At 54.7% G+C, this 19,712-nt stretch carries 13 protein-coding genes; 5 read left to right on the plus strand and 8 right to left on the minus strand.

The genetic code is table 11. The features are described 5' to 3' along the window. Nucleotides 1-24: 24 nt before the first annotated feature. From RBT11_05950 to RBT11_05975, 6 genes are all read right to left on the minus strand, one after another. Complete coding sequence (locus tag RBT11_05950) at nucleotides 25-1,197, minus strand: cytochrome c peroxidase (GenBank protein MDX9786294.1); 1,173 nt, start codon at nucleotides 1,195-1,197, stop codon at nucleotides 25-27. A 217-nt stretch (nucleotides 1,198-1,414) separates the two neighbouring features. Further along, the gene (locus RBT11_05955; GenBank protein ID MDX9786295.1) at nucleotides 1,415-1,864 is read right to left on the minus strand and encodes a hypothetical protein; all 450 of its coding nucleotides are present in this window, start codon (nucleotides 1,862-1,864) and stop codon (nucleotides 1,415-1,417) included. 87 nt (nucleotides 1,865-1,951) lie between these two features. After that, entirely contained in the window at nucleotides 1,952-2,989 is a 1,038-nt protein-coding gene (locus tag RBT11_05960; GenBank protein MDX9786296.1) for a multicopper oxidase domain-containing protein, read from the minus strand. A gap of 1 nt (nucleotide 2,990) precedes the next feature. After that, nucleotides 2,991-4,334, minus strand: a complete 1,344-nt coding sequence (locus tag RBT11_05965; GenBank protein MDX9786297.1) for a multicopper oxidase domain-containing protein — start codon at nucleotides 4,332-4,334, stop codon at nucleotides 2,991-2,993. A 75-nt stretch (nucleotides 4,335-4,409) separates the two neighbouring features. Next, entirely contained in the window at nucleotides 4,410-11,270 is a 6,861-nt protein-coding gene (locus RBT11_05970) for a tandem-95 repeat protein (GenBank protein ID MDX9786298.1), read from the minus strand. A gap of 649 nt (nucleotides 11,271-11,919) precedes the next feature. Beyond that, on the minus strand, nucleotides 11,920-14,190 hold the full coding sequence (locus RBT11_05975; GenBank protein ID MDX9786299.1) for a cbb3-type cytochrome c oxidase subunit I: 2,271 nt from the start codon (nucleotides 14,188-14,190) through the stop codon (nucleotides 11,920-11,922). A 468-nt stretch (nucleotides 14,191-14,658) separates the two neighbouring features. On the opposite strand from RBT11_05975, the gene RBT11_05980 reads away from it, so the two are divergent. The 4 genes from RBT11_05980 (at nucleotide 14,659) to RBT11_05995 (ending at nucleotide 16,664) form a co-directional block, all read left to right on the plus strand. Then, the gene (locus tag RBT11_05980; GenBank protein MDX9786300.1) at nucleotides 14,659-15,009 is read left to right on the plus strand and encodes a DUF5752 family protein; all 351 of its coding nucleotides are present in this window, start codon (nucleotides 14,659-14,661) and stop codon (nucleotides 15,007-15,009) included. 167 nt (nucleotides 15,010-15,176) lie between these two features. Then, entirely contained in the window at nucleotides 15,177-15,629 is a 453-nt protein-coding gene (locus tag RBT11_05985; GenBank protein ID MDX9786301.1) for a universal stress protein, read from the plus strand. 14 nt (nucleotides 15,630-15,643) lie between these two features. Then, nucleotides 15,644-16,390: a dienelactone hydrolase family protein gene (locus RBT11_05990; protein MDX9786302.1), complete on the plus strand. Its 747-nt coding sequence runs from the start codon at nucleotides 15,644-15,646 to the stop codon at nucleotides 16,388-16,390. A 34-nt stretch (nucleotides 16,391-16,424) separates the two neighbouring features. Then, nucleotides 16,425-16,664, plus strand: coding sequence for a four helix bundle protein (locus tag RBT11_05995; GenBank protein MDX9786303.1), 240 nt, complete (start codon nucleotides 16,425-16,427; stop codon nucleotides 16,662-16,664). Here RBT11_05995 and RBT11_06000 read toward each other — a convergent pair. Beyond that, the gene (locus RBT11_06000) at nucleotides 16,618-17,283 is read right to left on the minus strand and encodes a response regulator transcription factor (GenBank protein MDX9786304.1); all 666 of its coding nucleotides are present in this window, start codon (nucleotides 17,281-17,283) and stop codon (nucleotides 16,618-16,620) included. The genes RBT11_05995 and RBT11_06000 overlap by 47 nt on opposite strands. Nucleotides 17,284-17,830: 547 nt before the next feature. On the opposite strand from RBT11_06000, the gene trpS reads away from it, so the two are divergent. Then, nucleotides 17,831-18,847, plus strand: coding sequence for a tryptophan--tRNA ligase (trpS, locus tag RBT11_06005; GenBank protein ID MDX9786305.1), 1,017 nt, complete (start codon nucleotides 17,831-17,833; stop codon nucleotides 18,845-18,847). Nucleotides 18,848-18,919: 72 nt separating this feature from the next. On the opposite strand, the gene RBT11_06010 is transcribed toward trpS, so the two are convergent. Next, nucleotides 18,920-19,705 carry an AAA family ATPase gene (locus RBT11_06010; protein MDX9786306.1) on the minus strand — a complete coding sequence of 262 codons (786 nt, stop codon included), beginning with the start codon at nucleotides 19,703-19,705 and terminating at the stop codon, nucleotides 18,920-18,922. Between the last annotated feature and the right edge of the window lie 7 nt (nucleotides 19,706-19,712).

Below are 19,712 nucleotides of genomic sequence, written 5' to 3' on the forward strand. Positions count from 1 at the left end.
GCATTGTCTCTACCGTTCCGTTTCTTATGGTTGATAGCCATCGGTCAGAGTGTGCAGAAATGCTACGATATCATCTATTTCCTGCTCGTTCAGACCGAGGCGCCCAAGGGTTCCCGGCATGGCCATCGGATGCCGGTGAACGGTTTCCGGCACTTCGGCTTCAGGCCAGTTGCTTTCGGGAAGGTCGCGTGTATTGTTAAAAACAACGACTTCGCGGAGCGTTTGGTGGTAGCCGTTGTGCGTATAGGGTGCAGTAACGGCGCAATTCCTCAGAGACGGGATTTTAAATTTACCATCCTCCTTTGCCGCCTCTTCTTCCGGGTAGCCCGCGCTGCGCAGGAAATCACCCACCCCCTTGTCTATGTAATCTTCTTTATCCGGATTGAGTGCGGTAGGAATCGTGTAGTATGGCAATTCCGGATTACGCGGCGTGCCCAGGTTCTGGTGGCCGAAGTTCGTAAAAAGCCCCCAATCTCCCTCCGCGTGGCAATTGGCGCAACGGCCTTTTCCCATGGGCTGGATAAGCTGGTAGCCGCTAAGCTCCGATTCCGTGAATTCAGCCTCTCCTTTTTTCCAGTAATCGTATTTTGACGTGAATGGACTGACCTCGGGGGATTGCATATAGGCAGACAATGCCAGCGCAACGCATTCATACGTAAGATCGATGTCTTTAAACACCGATGAACCGAAAACATGCTTAAAAAGATCGGCATATTCGGCCTGGCGTACCGAAAGCACCACTGTTTTTTTGTTCGGATTATGCATCTCAAGTGGATTTAAAAATGGTTGCTTCGCCTGGTCTTCCAGAGTGTCCACACGCCCATCCCAGAACAAGCCCCCTTTGTACTGACCCTCAGGAATCGCAAGCGACGTGGCCGGATCGAAGTAAAGAGGGGGGCTGAACATGGCATACGCGACACTCTGCGCATTGCGGTTGCCGAACCGGTTCCGGATGGCCCCCTGCGAGACCGCCAACTGGTTGGAGTCCGCGAACCCGGCCGCCGGATCATGGCAAGAGCCGCACGACTGGCCCGGCGGTTTGGAAAGATTGGTATCAAAAAAGATTGCTTTGCCCAGGGTTTCGATAGGGCTTAGATCCGTGACCGGATTTTGCGCCAGCCCGAGAGATTGAGCTGCCAGGCCGTAAAGGCTTACTCCCAGGGCAAGCACCAGAAATTGATAAGCGATTTTTCTCATCTGAAACCTCCTTTTTGAAGCAGGATTACGACGCTGTCGGTCTCGCATAGCGCCCTCCCCTTTGAAAAGCCGGATTAACAGGTTAAAATTATGGTGTGCATACGGTAGCAGCGATCAACCAATCCGAGGGTACATGACGTTGAAGGCGTTTCCCCTCGTAACTTATTCAGCCACGCAGACACGACGGCGTGAAAAAATATACGGCCTTGCGATGGAATCATTCCACGATAAGATTTTCAGCCTTGAAATTTCCGATGACGACAGTGACCTTGTCTCCTGATTTGACGTACCCGCCCGGGTTACCAAAGAACATCCAGTAGACGTATCCTTCCTTCGGCTCGTTGGATGAGCGCAAGGGACCGGTTTTTGGGGGGGCCGGTACAATAAACTTCGCCCCTGTCTCCTGATGGATCAGATAGGGCTTGGTTTTGCGATCGAACAGGGGGGCTGCTTTTTGCGCATCTACCACCCGGTAGCGAAAGTCGAGCATGAAACCTGAAGAGGTCAACCTCATACCGGTGATCTGAATGCCCCATGTCTCTTTCATGCTTTCCGTAATTGCTGCCTCTTTTGCCGCCTGCTTTTTCGATGTGGCAGCGCACTCGCTCAGCGGCAGCGACAAAATGGCCAGAAAAATTACCAACGGCACCAGAACATTTCCCTTCATGCGCTTTTCCTTTACCTGATGAAACCGGGCATCCCCGTCGCCGAAAGATGCCCGGTTTCGTGTTCAACTCATCCTTTTTGCCGCCGGTCAAGGCACGAGTGCCTGGACCGATATATAAGCGTGCATCGCCCCTTTAACCGTAGCAACATTGGTCCGGAAAGCTCTGCGGTCAAAGATCGGATAATTTCCGGTTGCCGCCGTGGATGGCGGTGAAAACACCGCGTCCAGCGTCTTGCCCGCCGCCAGGAGCAGCGCATAGTGCTGCTTTGGATACGGGTACAGGTTGCCGTCTTCCGCAATGACGCTCAGATGGGCGCCGAGGATCTCCGGCGCGTGGTCTTTCAACCCCGCGTTCAGGAACCGCAGCAACACAGTAGTGCCTGCATTGATAGCAGCAATCGGCGCTTCCGCATCGGCGGCAACCCCGTTGACAAGGAAATACATCGGCTCGTAATCGATCGTGCTAGGATAGGCAGGAGTACCGTAGGTTCCGTCGGCCACCGCCGCATGCAACGCCGGGTCGATCTCACTGTAAATGATCATCACCTCTTCATTGTAGGGCATGTCCGGATAGGCCTGCGCCGGAATGTCCGCGGTGGCCTCAACCACATTCTTGGTTACCCCTCCATACAGTCCCATCTGCACCTGGACAGCGGGATGGGTTCCACTGTGATAAAGATACGTGCCGGGTTTGATATTGCTCCAGATGTAAGAGGCCGAACCGCCTTCCGCCGGGGTTTCATGGGTAAAGGATCGTATCCGGCCGTCCGGAGTACGGGTTACCAGCGGTGGTGAAGTCCCTACCTGTCCCGGGATGATAATGGACACCGGTACACTAAGTTCATTTGTCAAGTTTACCGTCAGCCCCTGTCCCGCCGGAACCATGAGTTTCGGTCCCGGGACAGTGATAAGGTTATCCCCGGGAACAGTGCCATCGCCTATATCATAAGATACGAGGGCATATCCCCACATAATGACACTTGCACCATCGGGCATATCGATAGTCGTTTGTGCGGCCCTCAGATTATACGTCGCGCCATAGGCCGGGCCAGCCATCACCGCCAGGGCGATCAACCCCATAAGTATAATTTCCGGAAATTTTCTTTTCGGCTTGTGGTTTATCATGTCAATTCCCTCCTTCCTTTCCCATTATGGGGTTTTCGCCTTGTTCCAGAGGCAGAGCCATCATGGAACCGCCGGGGGGTGTGACGATCAGCATGGTCATCATGCCTCCAGGAAAGATATCGTTGTTGGTCATCTCCTTCTCTGTATGACTGTGCAACATATAGGTGAAGCCGCCCATTGGGTTAAGCCCGCCCTCTCCCGGCGGCAGGCCGCCCAAAGCGCCCAAGAACGGGCTACCGCTCCAGAAGCCGCCGAAGGCCAGGTCTCCCGTCTCGGGCAGAAGCACCGGAAAGGGCTTACCGTGGTCATTCGGGTCCTCGCCGGGTGCCATGGGATCATCCGGGCCATGGCCGTAAATGTCCCATCCCATTCCGGCGCCTGTCCAGGTAAAAATCGCGTCCACGGTCTGCCCCGGCACGGACTGAACGGTAAACACCTCATAGCTCAAATCGGTTCCCTGGCCTGCGCTCGATTCGAGTAGCCTGCCGTCCCGGGCGATCACCCGGGAATGATTGCCGTGATGATGAAGGGGATGCAAATCTCTTCCCGCACCGATGACCCGCAGAAGTATTTTCTGGCCAGGTTCCATCATAGGCATACAGTTATATGGCTGGTTGGGCAGCCAGCTGACAAAGGGTGCAAACATGGTGTCCGGCGCACAGCGCCCGTTGATGAACCAGTACCCCGGGAAAAATGTAGTGGTGTCAACCTCATCCATCCTGCCAATTTCCACGAGCCTGTGGATCTTGGGATCCATCTCGCTCAGCAGGAAAAGATACTCCCCGTCGTACGCCGAATCAGGGTGGTTGTAAGCCTGCATGGGTATCGATGGTCTGACGATGAGGGCGCCAAAAAGCCCCATATCCATCTGCAGGTCGGTCTGGGTGCCGCTGTGATACAAATACGTCCCCGGTTGAGCGGCCGTGAAACTGTAAGTCACGGAACCTCCCGGAGGCACTTCCTCTGCAAGAAGGCCCGCGTTGGTAGCAACGGGGTCGGTTGTCACCTGGCCCTGCCCGGGAAATACGATGGACACGTTCACGGGCAAGGTATTGGTGAGAGCGACCGTCACCGAATCTCCCTGGTTGACGATCAGGGTGGGCCCGGGATACTGCACTATCGGGGTATCAGTCCCCGTCGCATTGGCGAACCCCCAGAAATAGACCGAGTTCCCCTCAGGGGTGCTGATATGGCCGGATTTCGCGGTCAGGGTGAAATCAGGGCCGGTAATTCCGTCGATCATCCCGGGCATCATCGCCTGGACACTCCCTGCAATCAGCAGGGAGAGTGCCATATAGAGCGTTAAAGCACCGAGGACTGCTATTTTTGATATGTTATCTTTCATGTGAATCCTCCTGTCGATTTACGGCGTTTGCTGTCCAATCCCGCCACTATCCTGTTGAATGAGTAGACCCATAGACTAACCCTGCGGTGTAGTAATAACGATTTCGGTCATCATTCCCCCGAGATCCTCCTGATTATTGCTCAGATAGTTCAAGTTGGTGGTATACAGGAGGTACGTTCCGGGAGCCACCTCGGTAGTGTCGATAATAGCGTCCACAGCCTCGCCGCCACCCAGGGTGACTGAGTTGGTCGTATAATAGAGGTCCTTGCCGCTTGGTCCCCGCAGTATCCGGGCATTAAGCCCCACCACCTTCATCGGGAGGGTGGAAGCCAGAGTGTAGAACCGGGTTACGTCCAGGTTCGAGATGCGCAGCAGGATTTTCTGCCCCTGTTTTGCCTGGATCAGGGAGCTGACGTTCTGCGACGCCGTACCGATGGTAAAGGCGTCTCCTGCCGAAGGCTTCTGGGGAAGCGCGCCAGCCAGAACGACCTCGATCCGCGTGTTGTTTCCTTGCTTTCTAATGGTGTAGTCTGCAATTCGCCTGGAGGCGCCTTTGAGTGCACCCGAGGTGAATACCAGATCCAGTCCGTTGTAAGCATCATCCACCATCGCAAGCATGTCGCCCGAAATGTGGAAGCTGCCCACCTGCGGCGCCGGCGAATTTACCACAGTCGCCATATCCACAAAGGTATTGGCAGCTGCCGGCGGCAGGCTGCCCTGCTTCAGGGTGTCCGGGTAGCCCCGGCCGTTCAGCATGGGGTACTTGTCCGCCATCAACTGAAATGGCAGCGGCTGTACCGTCAGACTGGCGTCGTGGAAAGCCGGGTCAAATCCCGCCATCTGAATGGGGTAATCCACATGATAACCGGTGGAGCCGTCGCCGTCATTGTATGCGAATCCCATATAAGGCGGAGTCCCTAGATCCTTTAATGCCTGATCGTAATCCTGCTTCGGCGTGACATACAGGTTGCCTAACATTCCCATCTGCATGTGCTCGGTGGCCTCCACGTGGCAGTGATACATATAGGTGCCGGGCTCTACCACGTTATAGTAGTAGGTAAGCATGCCCAACATTTTGATGGAGATGGACGCATCCGGCACCCCGTCAAAGACGGCTGACGCCTGCGGGAAACCGTGCCAGTGTATCGTATGCGGGTCGAACAGATCGGGACGCTTCGCCATGCCCACGTTGGCCAGGTTCAGGTAGAGTCTCTGGCCTTCCTTCACCTTGATGGTCGGTGCAGGCCATTCCGCCCCCAGCATCCCCTGGTGCATGACCATGTGCATGGGAACTGTTCTCACAGCCGGATCACCCGCTTGCACTGCGGGAAGAAGATGGCTCAGGTTGCGGAAGCTGAAGATATACTGCTCGTATCCATCCGCCATGGTGCTGAAACCATCACCGGCGCCCAGGAGGAGATACCTGTTATCGTTGTCCGGAATGCCGTCCCCGTCCGAATCGATACCGTCCTCATCCGGCGGGATCTGAACCACCATCGCCTGGGTCGGCGGCAGGTTCAGGCTTACGGTTATGTTTACCGTAACCGTGCCGGTCCTGTTATTCTGATCTTTTACTTGAACCGTCAGGGCGTCGGTGCCCAGGAAGTTCAACACCGGTGTATAGGAGACCGTACCGCCCTCCGACACGGTGGCCGTTCCATTCTTCGGGTTCACCTGGATAAGGTAGGTATGGCTATCGCCCACATCAGGATCGTTGGGCAGAACACGGGTCATGCCGACTGTGTTGATCTGGGTGATGATGTCCGCCGCCGTCGGGCTGGGCGCCTCATTGGCGGCTCTTATGGTCACCGTGATCGTCACCATGGCAACAGTGTAACGTTGGCCATCGCCTACCAGGTACGAAAAGGCGTCCGTGCCCTCAAATCTCCTGGTCGGCGTATACGTAAAGGCCCCGTCCGCGCTCAGCGCCACTGTGCCGTTAATCGGGTCAACCAGCGGTGTGGTATCGACCACGAGGGAATCTCCGTCGGGATCGAAGTCATTGGACAAAAGGCCGGGCGCCGCCACTACAAGAGGCGCGGGATTGCCTCGACTGGGCAGTAAAATGGTATAGGCATCATTACCCGCCACCGGTGCCAGGTTGCCCGGGGGGACATAGCGGTCGGCCCCGATATATCCGGTGTCTCCTGCGAGGTCGCCGTCCATATCCGTGGTGGTCAGGCCGGCAGCGCCTCCCGGGATAGTCGCCGTGACCTTATAGCTTGATACCTGAACGCCCGCTTCGTTAGAAACGTCGACATCGATGGAAAGCGGCGAGTAGCGCACATCGATGAAATTACCGCCCTCATCGAATGCGGGCATGGCCGACGGGATGGTGGTGAACTCTTGCTCGAGAACCGTTTGTCCTCTGGGGTTGTTGAAGTATGGCGCAACAAAACCCGGGTCGGTACCACCGGTGAAAAGACAGTTGATTACAAGCAGTGATTCCGGCTCCAGATCCCAGTATCTGTCATACACCAGACTGAATGTCGTCGGGCCGGCTATCTCGAAGTGGAAGGACCTATTTTCCCAGATGATGTTGCTGTCTATGACCGGGTTGGAATTCCGGGATATGATCCCGGCCGGTTGGGCCTCGGACAGGTTGGAATCCACAAATGCCGCGCCGGCCGTGGCCGTGGAATCGTTATGCGCCACGGTATTGTGGACAATCTCGATATTCGCCGTGTCCTGCATGGAGATGCCGCCGCCGGCCAGACCTGCCACGTTGTTCGCGATTATATTGTTGATGATCCGGATAGCGTCTCCGGGGAGGTTGAACTGGGTGCGAATACCGCCGCCGTCGCCGGCCCCGGCCAGGTTACCCTGGATCAGGTTGCCGTCGACCGTCACCGATCCGGAGCCCGGCGTCTGTCCGCCGAGGACCAGCGGTGCCGCGCCACCGATGAAGATGCCGCCGCCGGATACAGATATGCCCTGATTGAAGGACTGGTTGAAGATGATCGAGTTGCGGGCAATGGTGCCGCCGTCGCTCCTTCCGAAGTGGCCGATGCCGCCGCCGTTATTCTGCATGAAGTTTCCAGCGATGAAGTTGTTCGTCACCTCGTAGTAGTGAGCGCCGGTGTAAAGAGAAATGCCGCCGCCCGCGCCGCCCAGACCGCCGTTGCCGGAGATCTGATTATGGTGGATGCGGACGTGATCGTTGCCCGCGTCCTGGTACGCCAGGCCGTCGGCCGTCTCCAGTACCAGGGCGGGATGGCCGAGGGTGATGGCGCCCCCCTGGGCCGAACTGTTGAGCCGGACCCGGTTGTTGGAGATTTCAAGGAAGTGGGCGTAACCGTTGACGAAAATGCCGCCGCCGGTGGATGCACCTTCCACAGTGAAGCCGTCGATCCGCGCCCTGAACTCCTTACCGAAGCCGCCGTATAGCGGGATCGTGTTCTTTGCGAATACGGAGATACCGGCGCCTTCAACTGCTGCCAGGGCGGGTTCCAGCCCGGCAAAATTGATCTGCTGCGCAGGCAGCAGATCGAATGCGGCAGTTAGCCACAGGTCCTGAATTTTGTCCCGCCAGTCGAGTATTTTCTCCGAGGGGACCTGAACCGCGTCGATAAACGTGACACCGGCACCCCAGCCTTGAAGCTGAACCGCCTTGTGCATGATCACCAGCTCTTGATAGGTTCCCGGGCCCACCAGAATCAAATCGCCCGGGTTCGCGTTGTCGATCGCCGTCTGGATCCGCTGGCCGGCGTTGACATATCGAACCTCTCTTGGTTGTCCGGTCGGCCCTGTTCCCAGCGGTCCGACGGTGACGGTCACGCCCAGCTCGCTGGACTTACCATTATCACGGGTCACCACGAGCTGACCCGTGGTGGTTCCTGGGGCCACGGTGCCGGTGATAGCAGCTGAAGACCAAATGATATCGGTCAGTGGCACCCCGCCGATGGTCACGGTGCCTGCTGAATCACCGAATCCATAATCCCTTGTAAGCGGCGCACCTGTCTCCGGGTTCGGAACTTCGACGTTGCCCATGGATTCTATAGTGATCGAAGCACCAGCCGCAGCAACGTACGGTCCGCCATCCACCTGCTTGATGACCGGTGTGCCGTTCGGGAATTCGACATCCACCGGGAATTGTTCCGGTCCGGCGAAAGCAGCGATGGGAACCACAGGGGTATCCAGGTAGGTGGTTGTCCCCGGCATATACTGGAAGGTGTAGGTGAACTGGCTGTATTTCGGATTATGTTTTACCGTCGGATGCGTCGGATCATTCAGCACCACTGTCAGCATGTGCGGCGACATACCGCTGGGTTGCGGGAGGTTGGCCGTGTAGGTAGACGGCACCAGCGCATTGTAAGCGCCGTTCTTGTCGGATGCCGAATAGCTGATCAGATTGCCCTTCCAATCCCGAATAGAAATAGGCAGCTCCGGCGGTGCGTATTTCTCGCCAAAGGCGGGAGAGGCCGGGTCAAATTCGTTGGCCAGATCGTCCAGGATAAAGCCCACTACCTGGCCCGCCACGGGGACCTCGGTGAACAAAAAGAAGTTGCAGGCTGCGTTCAGGCCCGGCTTCAGTGCCACCTGCTTGCGGTCCGGCAGGGGCCTCTCCTCACCGGCAAAGGGAGCCGGAATTCCGGGAAAAAGGGTCAATTCGGCCGGAACCGGGCGGGAGTCGCCCACCAGGAGCGGCTGATTGTCAAGTGTATCCTGTTCCGGCGCCGTGTTATCCGGCGATTCGCCCGGCATTACCGGGCTGCCGTCTATCGGGAGGAAAGGACCGGTGTATTCGTCGCCAAAATCAACGTTTTTGTCCTCTTCCTTCACGTGCTCATAACCGGGCGGGGCCACCGCCTCCACGATGTAGATGCCGTCCGGAAGGTCGCCGAAAGCGTATCCACCGTCAAAAACTCCAGGCCGCGCCTGGTTGAAGTTCCTTATTCCGTCGAAGGCGTCATGTTCACCGAACAGCGCGCCGGGGGCAGGGCTGTTGCTGCCCATCGCGCAATCCGGCAGGTTGTCATCCCAGCTGTCGGTCCGGGTGAATGCGATCGCATCTCCCCAATCGAACACGCCGTCATTATTATGATCCACATCCTCGGGTCCCTTTGTTCCGCCTTCGGACCAGCCAATTGGATAATTGTCCACATCGGATAGGACAGGGACATACGGATATGTCGCATTTGCTGGGTCTTTGGGGTCGATTTTGCCGTCAGACCCCGGAAGGCCTGTCTCATTGTTGACTTCGTCGACATACAGGTTTACCTGCACTCTGGGAATGCCCGGCTCCCAAGGCTCAGCAGCGGCCAGCCGGGGGTCGTTTTCAGCCCGGGTCGTGGCATAATAGACCATGCCGGATATCCCGCCGTTCAAACTGGGATCGTAAGGCGCTTTGCCGAACTCCATCCGGACGGTCTGGCCCAGGAACACCTGGAACGCCTGGGTGAGCACCTCACCCGGTTCGGTTCTCGAAAGGCCCAGAGAATCACCGTCACAGTTTTCAAGTTGCTCCTGCGGGTTGAGAACTTCTCCAGGGACAACAGGTCCGCCGGCATCCACGACGAATGTGGCACCGGTTGCCTGGTAGCGCGTAAAGTCCACCTCGGCCACCAACCAGTTGAAAAAGGGGAAAACCTCATCGAAGGGAGCCTTGCCCTCCAAGTCGGTGGCAAAGGACTGATAGATGGTGCCATCCCGGAAGCGGATGTTGACTAGCTGCTCCGGCAGGCCCTTCTCGGCTGGATCCCAGATACCATCCCGATTGCTGTCCTCGAACACACCGGCTTCCAGGCGGCCGAACCAGTTGAACACCGCCACATCTCCCAGATCCCCCGCGTCAGCCGGCAAAGTGATGTTCTTGGTGGCGAAAATGACGTCCAGGTTATCATCCCAGATCACCAGTTCATAGGTCCCGGGGGGAATTCCGGTTATCGTAAACTCGCTGTTCTCGTCGCATGGCGCCGCATACACGCCACGGCCCGTCCCAGCCGTGCCGCTGTTCAGCCCGACCCATGCACCGGGGATTGGATGGCCCGTATAAAAAGTGAAATCCGGAGGTCTTGAGTTGTGAAGATTCACGATCCGCCCACTGATTTCGTTGCCTCCCGTGAAAAATGCCGGATCCCGCATGGTCTTGACAAACCCAACGAACACATGAAATCCGGGGGGGCCAAACTCCACGAAAAACGGGGGCTCGTTTGCCTTGACCCAGGCATCAATGACTTTCTTGCCCTCGATGGTTGAGGTCTGGTGCCAATCCTGGCCGGCAGGCGGGATTACAATGACCCCATACTTTCCGGGGGCCAGGTTCTGGATCAGCGCATGGCCGTCGGCATCCGTGGTCACCGACCCGTCACCCATTTTGACGACGTTGCCGTCCTGTCCGTATACAGTTCCGATAGGGTTGCCGAAGGCATCCGTCATCATGGCGCCCGCTGTGATACCGTATTTGCCGCCGGCATCCTCCACTGTGACCTTAAATCCTCCAAGTCCTCGCTCCTCGGGAAGATCGGGCGCGTTATTGATGGGAAAATTGTCCTCGAACACAAAGACTGAAATCTGCGCCGTGGGCAGGGGAAGGGGCGTTACCTTCACGTCCGCGACACCATTTATCACCGGTGCACCACCTATGGTATACCCCGCATCCGGTAGCACCGAAACAAAATACCTCTTGCCGGGGTCAAGGGGTATGTTGTCAGGCGGAGCCCCCCTACCTTTGGCCACCACCGGCGCATAGCTCCTGTGAAAATTCAGTGACAGCTGGTCAGGCTTTCCGGGGCCCAGATCATACGTGGTGTCTTCTTGCAGCAGCCAGCGGTAATCGCTCAGGGGTACAGTATTACCGTCTTGATCTCCCCAGGTTACATTCAGCTCGAGTGCCCGGGCGTTGGACGCAATAAGCGTTCCCATAAGCAGTACCAGCATGAATGCCAGGTACCACCCGGCGGGCCTTCGGCCACGCGTCGTGCAATAACTAGTCATGGTTTCCTCCTTTTTTGGTGATATACTTTTAATTAGAACCACTTGCTTGAGAACTCTTCTCGTTTACCGATAACCTCACGCTAATAACAGCCGATTTCTTTTGGCGCCGAACCCTATACTTTGAGACCCGATCACGGACCGCCGATCGTGCTTGATGGTTTTTTTAGGTGTTTAAAAGGAAAACGAAGGATCAGAGGGGCGTCCTTCCTGGATGGATTATTATGTTCTGAAGGGTATAAATGGAATGGGGTGCATCCTGTATCTAAGCCCTGCCAACAATTTATCTGTATTAAAACATTATCCGGCAAAGCCGGATGCTGGGATGCGGTGATGCTGAGATGCCGGGAAGCCGGGAAGCCCGAGATGAATAAAAGCTGCTTTTCACCTTCGGCAAACATACACGCAAAAGCGTGCATGTTTCTGATAAAGAGGGTCTATAACCTCAGATGCCAAGGTCGTGGTGTTACCATGCAGATCGCCGCCTGAAAATAAAAAGGCAGAACCAACTGAATAGCCCTGCCTTATGTTGCTTGATATGATTTCCCGGCTTATTCTTCCATTTTATTTCGATCAACCCCGGCGAACGCTATTAACCCAATGCGATGAAGGGGGATGGTGGCCGGCTCGGTGATGGCCCGCCCGGATACCATCAGGCTTTTATCGTTTTAAGGTAGGTCAACCCCGTCGCGATTACCATCGGCACAACACCAGCCACGATCAGGACCAGGTGGGAGGGCATGCTGATCCATTCCAGCATTCGAATTCGGTCGCTGCCGATAAATTCAAGGCTTCTGGCATGCCAATAGCCGTTTTCGAGAACATCCCAGATTTGTAACACGCCCTCCGGAAACAAATTGGTGATCACCATCAGGGCCAGCCCGATATTGATGCCCCAGAAGGAAAGTTTCACAAATTTTTCCGGAAGGACCCACTGCGCATCGGTCAGCACATGGCGCAAGCCCAGGACCACCAGCGCCATGGCCAGCATGCCGAAGGCCCCCAACAAGGCGGCATGCCCATGGTTCAAGGTCAATATGGTGCCAGCCTCAAAATAACTCACCACCGGCATATTGATCAGGAATCCGAATATGCCCGCGCCGACAAAATTCCAAAAGCCGACCGCCATTAAAAAATAAAACGCCCATTTATGCGGAATGATCCTTTTGGGGACGCCGGCGGCCTCTCCGGTACCGGTCAACTTGATAAAGTCCCATGCATCCAGGGTCAGAAGCGTGAGCGGCACCACTTCGAGCGCCGAGAACATGGCCGCCAGGGCCATCGTGAAATTGGACTGCCCGGTCCAATACCAATGATGCGCCGTGCCCATGATGCCGCCGGCCAGAAAGAGGATGGCGTCCATGTAAATGACCCGTACGACATTGATGCGCCGCACGACACCGAGTTGATAGAAGGTGACCGCAACCAGGACGGTTACGAAAAGTTCAAAAAACCCTTCCACCCATAAATGAATAATCCAGAAACGCCAGGTGTCCACGACCGTAAAATTGGAGGTGCTGCCGAAAAAAAAGGCCGGCAGGTAGAAAAACGGAATGGAAGCCGCCCCCCCTAAAAAAAGCAGGGTGATTTCTTTTTTATGGGGATCTTTGAGCGCCGGTATCGACACCCGGTACAGCAGCACCAGCCAGAAACTGAATCCGATCACCAGAATGATTTGCCAAAACCGACCCAATTCCAAATACTCCCAGCCCTGATGGCCGAACCAGGTCCACAGCCAGCCAAAGACCTGATGAATCCCGAGCAGTTCTCCCAACAAACTGCCGACCACCAGCACGACCAATGCCCAGAACAACAGATGCACCCCGATGGCATGTCCGCGCGGCTCCTTGCCGCTTAAGGAGGACCCCAGCAGAAGGCCGCCGGCCACATAGGCGGTGGCGATCCAGAAAATAGCCAGTTGAAGGTGCCAGGTTCGCAAAATATTGCTCGGCAGATACCTGGACAGATCCACCCCGTAAAAATTTCCCGGTTCCGCACGATAATGCGCCAGTGCGCCGCCGATCATGACCTGGGCTAAAAACAGAAGCGCAACGATGAGAAAGTACTTGATGGCGGCTTTTTGTCCCTCGGTCACTTCACCCGCGAGCATGAGCGGATAACTGCCCTCGGGACCGCCCTTCCAACCCAGGTAATCAAACTTGCCGAAAACAAACAACACGACGGCCAGTCCAGCCAGCAGCATGGCGACACTCAGGGCGCTCCAGAGAACCGCATCACTGGTCAGCGTATTGCCGACCGTCGGGTCATAGGGGAAATTATTGGTATAGGAATAGGGCTTGTCCGGTCGATTGGCGACGCTAGCCCACGCGGTCCAGGCGAAAAAAGCGGTCAGGTGATGAATGTCGTCTTCCTTGTGAATATAGTTGCTTGGAAGGCCTGAATTCACTGTGGGGTGTTTGAAATAATCGGCCCAGAATACAAGTTGCTTTCGGAAGGCGGCTTTTTCGGCATCCACGAACGTCAATCGGTTCAATTTTGAATCATATCGATTTTCTTTCAGGACAGTGGCTACCCGGGCATTAACCAGGGCTCGCTGTGAACCGTCCAGAGCGGATAAATCGACCCCGAAATCGCGTCTTGCGATATCCCCTGCCGCCTCCAGGGAGAGTTCGTGCAGGTACTGCGCCGAAAAGTCCGGACCCAGGTAGGAACCATGACCCCAGATGGAGCCGTTTTGCATCAGGCCATATTTTAAAAATACCTGCTGACCGGCTTCAATTTCTTCTCTACCGAAGATTTTGGCACCCGAGACATCGACCACGCTATCCGGTATGGGCGGCGCGAATCGATATGCCTGCACCGACATGAAAATCAAACCGGCCATGCCGACGAAAAAAACCAATACGACAGCGCGTCGCCACCATGCTGAAAGCGTCGGGGCGGCGGAATAGGGATCTTGCATGGCAAATCTCCTTCCTTGACTGTTGGAAATGAAACCTTTGTTTCCTGTTAGGGGCCTAACCCGGCAAAGCCGAAAGTCGGACGGCTGGGCTGCTTGGCTGCCAACGACCTTCTCCAATGATACACGCTTTTTCGTGTATGTTTCTGACAAAGGGCACTTAAGACGGCGTCAAGCGGTTTGAAACGGGTTTTACATGAGAAAAGAACTACCCGTTCCCGGCCGCTGAGACAATAGGGTGTACCATGTAAATTTATCCTAAATGAGATGTATTGCCGCTATCCAAGTCAGAAAAGGCTTTCACCGTACCGTTGCACGGTGGTTTTCAATTCATAGGTCGTTACCCTTAACAAAATAGGGTATGGACCTTATTTTTCTATGGACAATAAACGGTCATGCTAAAAGGCAACAGAACGCCCCTGTGCACGCGGGACAACCCATCCATATTGAACGATAGGAAAGCAAACGGGCATGGCAAATCCATTTATGGTCACCGATTGTGCGTTGATTGTCATCGCCACCGGCGAGAAGGCGTATAATCTGCGCGATCTTCTCGACCGTCTCCAACGCATGACGAATCCGGCGATGATGTATTTTCACTTCTGGGACGGGCTGTTGCGCACCGATTTTGTCGACCCGGAATATCAGAACGACCTTGCGTCCTGGGTGTATCATGGCCTGCACGACCGCCGCCTGGCCGATTTTGTGCTTCAAAAATCACTCAAAGAAGGCTTCGGCCTGACGGTCACCGAAGCCTTGTGGAAAGGAAAACCGGTGATGGTGGCCGTTCTTTCCGGAAGCAGGGACCGCATCAAACTTTAGAGGGAGCGGCAACCGAGTGGTGTTCAGCCAAGGGGTCCGTTTCAAGAACCGAATGAAAAGTGAAATATTTTTCACCACCGGCAACGGTTACAACGAGCCATCACGCGAACCGCATTGCATAAGCAGCAATTCCGGATTTCGCTTCACCCCAATGAAAGGAGGAAGCCATGTTACCCATTCGAAAAATAATCTGTCCGACCGATTTCAGCGAACCGTCTTTCAAAGGGATCGAAGCAGCAGTAGAACTCGCGGAACATTTTTCCGCGGAACTCATTCTCGTCAACGTCATTACGCCCGCGTACCCGTTTGTCTCCGGTGTGCCCGCGAAATTTGATATGGAACAATACCGGGAAGAATTGCTTCGACATGCAACCGAATCGCTGGGAACAATCAGCAAAGACCGGATACCGGATGGCGTCGGCACCCGGAAGGTGGTCAGGCAGGGCAGCGCCGTTGATGAAATCATACAACTGGCCGAATCAGAGCATGCCGACCTGATCGTGATCGCCACCCATGGCTGGACGGGGTGGCGAAAATGGATCTTTGGTTCGATTGCCGATAAGGTGGTGCATCTGGCCCCGTGCCCGGTGTTAACCGTCTCCGAGCCTGAAAAGAAGTAAACAGGAGGCTTCCGATGAAATACATATTCGGTTTTCTATTGATTTTAGGAATTGCATCCACGGCCGGTGCGGCCGGCCGGTCCGTGCCCTATGAAATCGATGGCGTGCCTTATGAGGGCTTTTTTGTCGACGCCGGCGCTAAGGCGCCCATGGTGTTGCTGATTCACGACTGGGATGGATTGACGGATTATGAGGTGAAGCGCGCCGAAATGCTGGCCAAAATGGGTTATACGGTATTTGCGGCCGATTTGTTCGGCGCCGGTGTCCGGCCGACCCGGATGGAAGACAAACGCCAGCATACCGGTGAACTGTATAAAGACCGGACAAAGATGCGTGCGCTGATCGCAGGAGCGGTGGAAAAGGCGGCCGCCATGGGGGCGGATATCGGCAACGCGGTGGTAATGGGGTACTGTTTCGGGGGCGCGGCGGTGTTGGAGTATGCCCGATCAGGGGCGGAAATGAAGGGATTTGTTTCCTTTCACGGTGGGTTAAGCACACCGGAAGGACAAAATTACACCCGGACAAAGGGCCGTCTGCTGATCCTGCACGGCACGGCAGACACAGCCATCCCCATGGACGATTTTGCCAAATTGGCCAAGGAGTTGGAACAAAACCACGTTTCTCACGAGATGATCACTTACAGCGGCGCCCCCCATGCCTTTACCGTATTCGGATCCGAGGCGTACCGGGAGGATGCCGACAGAAAATCCTGGCAGCGTTTTTCGGGTTTTTTGGCCGACACGTTGAAGAAAGTCAAATAAATTTGCGTAACTGCTCAGGTATTCAGGAGTCAGAATGAAAGAACCCGCAAAAAGGTTTGAAGACTTGGTGGTGTGGCAGAAAGCCCACCAATTTGTGCTTGCTGTCTACCGCTTGACGCGATCATTCCCGAAGTCAGAAACTTATGGTCTGTCTTCCCGATTCCGGCGAGCGGCTGTCTCTATTACCGCAAATATCGCTGAAGGATTCGGATTTCTTAACGATACCATCAAACTTTCTGGGTCACCAGCCCATTTTCAATGGCATAGGCCGTAAGGGTCGCAGCGTTATGCAGATCCAGCTTGTTCATGATATTGGCGCGGTGCTTTTCGACGGTTTTTACGCTGATATGAAGGAAGTTCGCTATGTCCTTGTTCAGGTAGCCTTCGGCAAGCAGTTTTAACACCTCACGCTCGCGCTGGGTAACCGTGTCCCAGGCGGTTTTGGTTTTCAATTGCTTTCTTTCTTCCAGGTAGCCTTCCATCACACTGTCCGCGATACCGGGACTGATGTATGTTTTTCCTTCCAGCACGCTGTCGATGGCAAGCATCAATTCATTTCGACTGGCGTCTTTGATGCAATATCCGTCGACGCCGGCCTTGAAGGCCTCCAGAACGTATTGATCGGATTCGTGAATGGTAAGCGCCAAGATTTTAACCGCCGGAAATTGACCCTTAACGTCTTTAATGACACTGATGCCGCTCAATCGCGGCATGGAAAGGTCCAGCAGGAGTAAATCGGGCTGATGCTTTTTGATATATCGCATGGCCTCAAGGCCGTCCGGCGCTTCATTGACGATCTCCAGATCACCCCGCATGGAGAGCATTGATTTCAGCCCCTCTCGAAACAGCTTGTGATCTTCCGCAATGACGACTGATTTCTTCCTGCATTCCATGACAACCTCCGGGTCCCATCCCCAATGTTACAAGAATGCGGGGGCTTCTGCGGCAAAAGGGCATTAAAGAGAAGACGCCGCTGATTGATTTGAGCCCTCGCCAATGCAGCCTCTAATACTCTCAGCTTTTTCTCAAAAGCATAAACTCATCGCCAACCGGCTAATTTCACGGGAATTTGTATTTTTTTGCAGCACACCTTCAGAGGCTAAATGGATGCCAACCCAACCATATATTTTAATACATTATTATATCAGGATGAATTCTATATAACAATACATGATGTTCCTTTATAGCCTAACGGCATTTCCAAGTAAATCTTAAATTTAACCTATTCAGGACGAACGAGCCGAATACGGCACGTACAGGAAGGTTCAGCACCTTACCGCTTCATCTATGTATATGTTATAAAATCAGGTTGATCCAGTAAGCCTGCAACGATTTAAGGTGTAAGATTTTTTTTCTGCATAGACGTGAAATCGCGTATGGTGAGGATAAAGGATTCACTCCGGCTTGATCGACCGCCTGTGGACAAAGAGACGCACGCTTATGAAAATAGCACTTACCGGCATGAAGCCGACCGGATCCCCTCATTTAGGTAATTATATCGGTATGATTCAACCGGCTCTCGAACTGGCTCAGTCATTCAGGGCACTGTATTTCGTTGCAGATTACCATGCCCTTACCGTTACACCGGACCCGGAGGCACTCAATCGGCAATCCCGCGAAATTGCGGCGACATGGCTTGCATTGGGGCTTGATCCGGCCAAGGCAATCTTGTTTAGACAGTCAGACATTCCAGAACTATTTGAATTCGAATGGATATTGGCCTGTTTCACGCCAAAGGGGATACTCAACCGCGCACATGCCTACAAAGCAGCCGTGGAAAAAAATACAAACGAGAACCGGTATCCCGACGACGGTATCAATGCGGGGCTTTACAGCTACCCGGTGCTGATGGCGGCCGATATTCTGTTGTTCGGCGCCGAGGTGGTGCCCGTCGGCGCGGATCAGAAACAGCACATTGAAATGGCTCGGGATATCGCCACCGTCATCAACAACCGTCATGCCGATATCCTGACCGTGCCGGAACCGTTGATCCGAGACAACCACATAAATTTCCCCGGTATCGACGGTCGAAAAATGAGTAAATCCTACCGGAACACGATTCCAATATTTGCCTCTCAACAAGCGATTCGAAAGCAGGTCATGCAAATCAAAACCGATTCGAAACGTCCGGATGACCCCAAAAATCCGGAAGAGTGCCATGTGTTCGGAATGTTCAGGCATTTTGCCCCCCCCGAAGCGGTTACGGCATGGCGCGAGCGCTATATAAACGGCGGGGCTGCTTACAGCCAGATAAAAGCCGAATTAGCCGATCTGCTGGAGGCAAAGTTCGGGAAAAGCCGGCAGCGGTATGAAGCACTGCTGCGAGACCCTGAGCAGATCAATGGCGTCTTGACTAAAGGCGCGACAACAGCCCGTTCTATTGCCAATCCGATACTGAAAAAACTCCGCAGTTGCATCGGCATTGACATAGCGCCTTCAAGGTTGAGTTCTCTTTAATTTCCGGCATGGCGCCACAGCGACCGCCGCCTGAAACCCTCTCCCTCATGAGCTACTTATGCAAGGAGGAGGCTAAGCGGTTTCCGTGAAAAAAAGATGCGCCACCTCATTCAGAATATTCTGCACGGCCAGAACGCTGGGTGAATCGTCGGGAAGGTCGATCAGGGGTTGCCCCTTGGTATTGCACACCAGAATATGGTCATCTTCCGGCACGAATCCGATGTTGACAAACCCCAGATCTTCCGCATACCCCCTTGTCATCTCCCGCTCTTTTTCGCTTCGAATGCGATTGACCAGCACATAATCAATCAAGGGGGCATCCTCATTATACTTCGTCGCGATATCCCGAACCTGCGCCAGGGTCGCAAAGCCCCTTCGGGAGGTGTCGGTGACGAGAATCAGCTTGTCGATTCGATGCACGGCCCTGCGATTGACCTGCTCCACGCCCGCTTCACAATCGATCAGCGTCATATCGTACTCTTTTGACAAGGCCTGAATCCCGTATCGGAGCATGTCGTTGACCCCGCAGAAGCATCCCTTGCCTTCGGCCCGCCCCATCGCCAGTAGATCGTAGCCCCTGTCACTGCTTTTGATGATCTCTCGAATGATGGTCTTTATCGGACGGCTGATGAGATCCTTTCGTTCGGCATTGCTCGAAATGATCTTCTCACGATAATCCCCGATGGTTCGCTCCGGTATCTCTCCCAGCGCATACCCCAGATTGACCATCGGATCGGCATCGATGATCAGCAGTTTTTCCTTTTCCCTCAACAGCAGCTTGGTGAAAATGGCGGATATGGAAGTTTTTCCGACACCGCCTTTACCGGCTATGACCTGGATTTCTCCTTTAGTATTCATTTTCTGC

The sequence above is a fragment of the Desulfobacterales bacterium genome (assembly GCA_034003325.1).
GTDB lineage: Bacteria > Desulfobacterota > Desulfobacteria > Desulfobacterales > JAFDDL01 > JAVEYW01.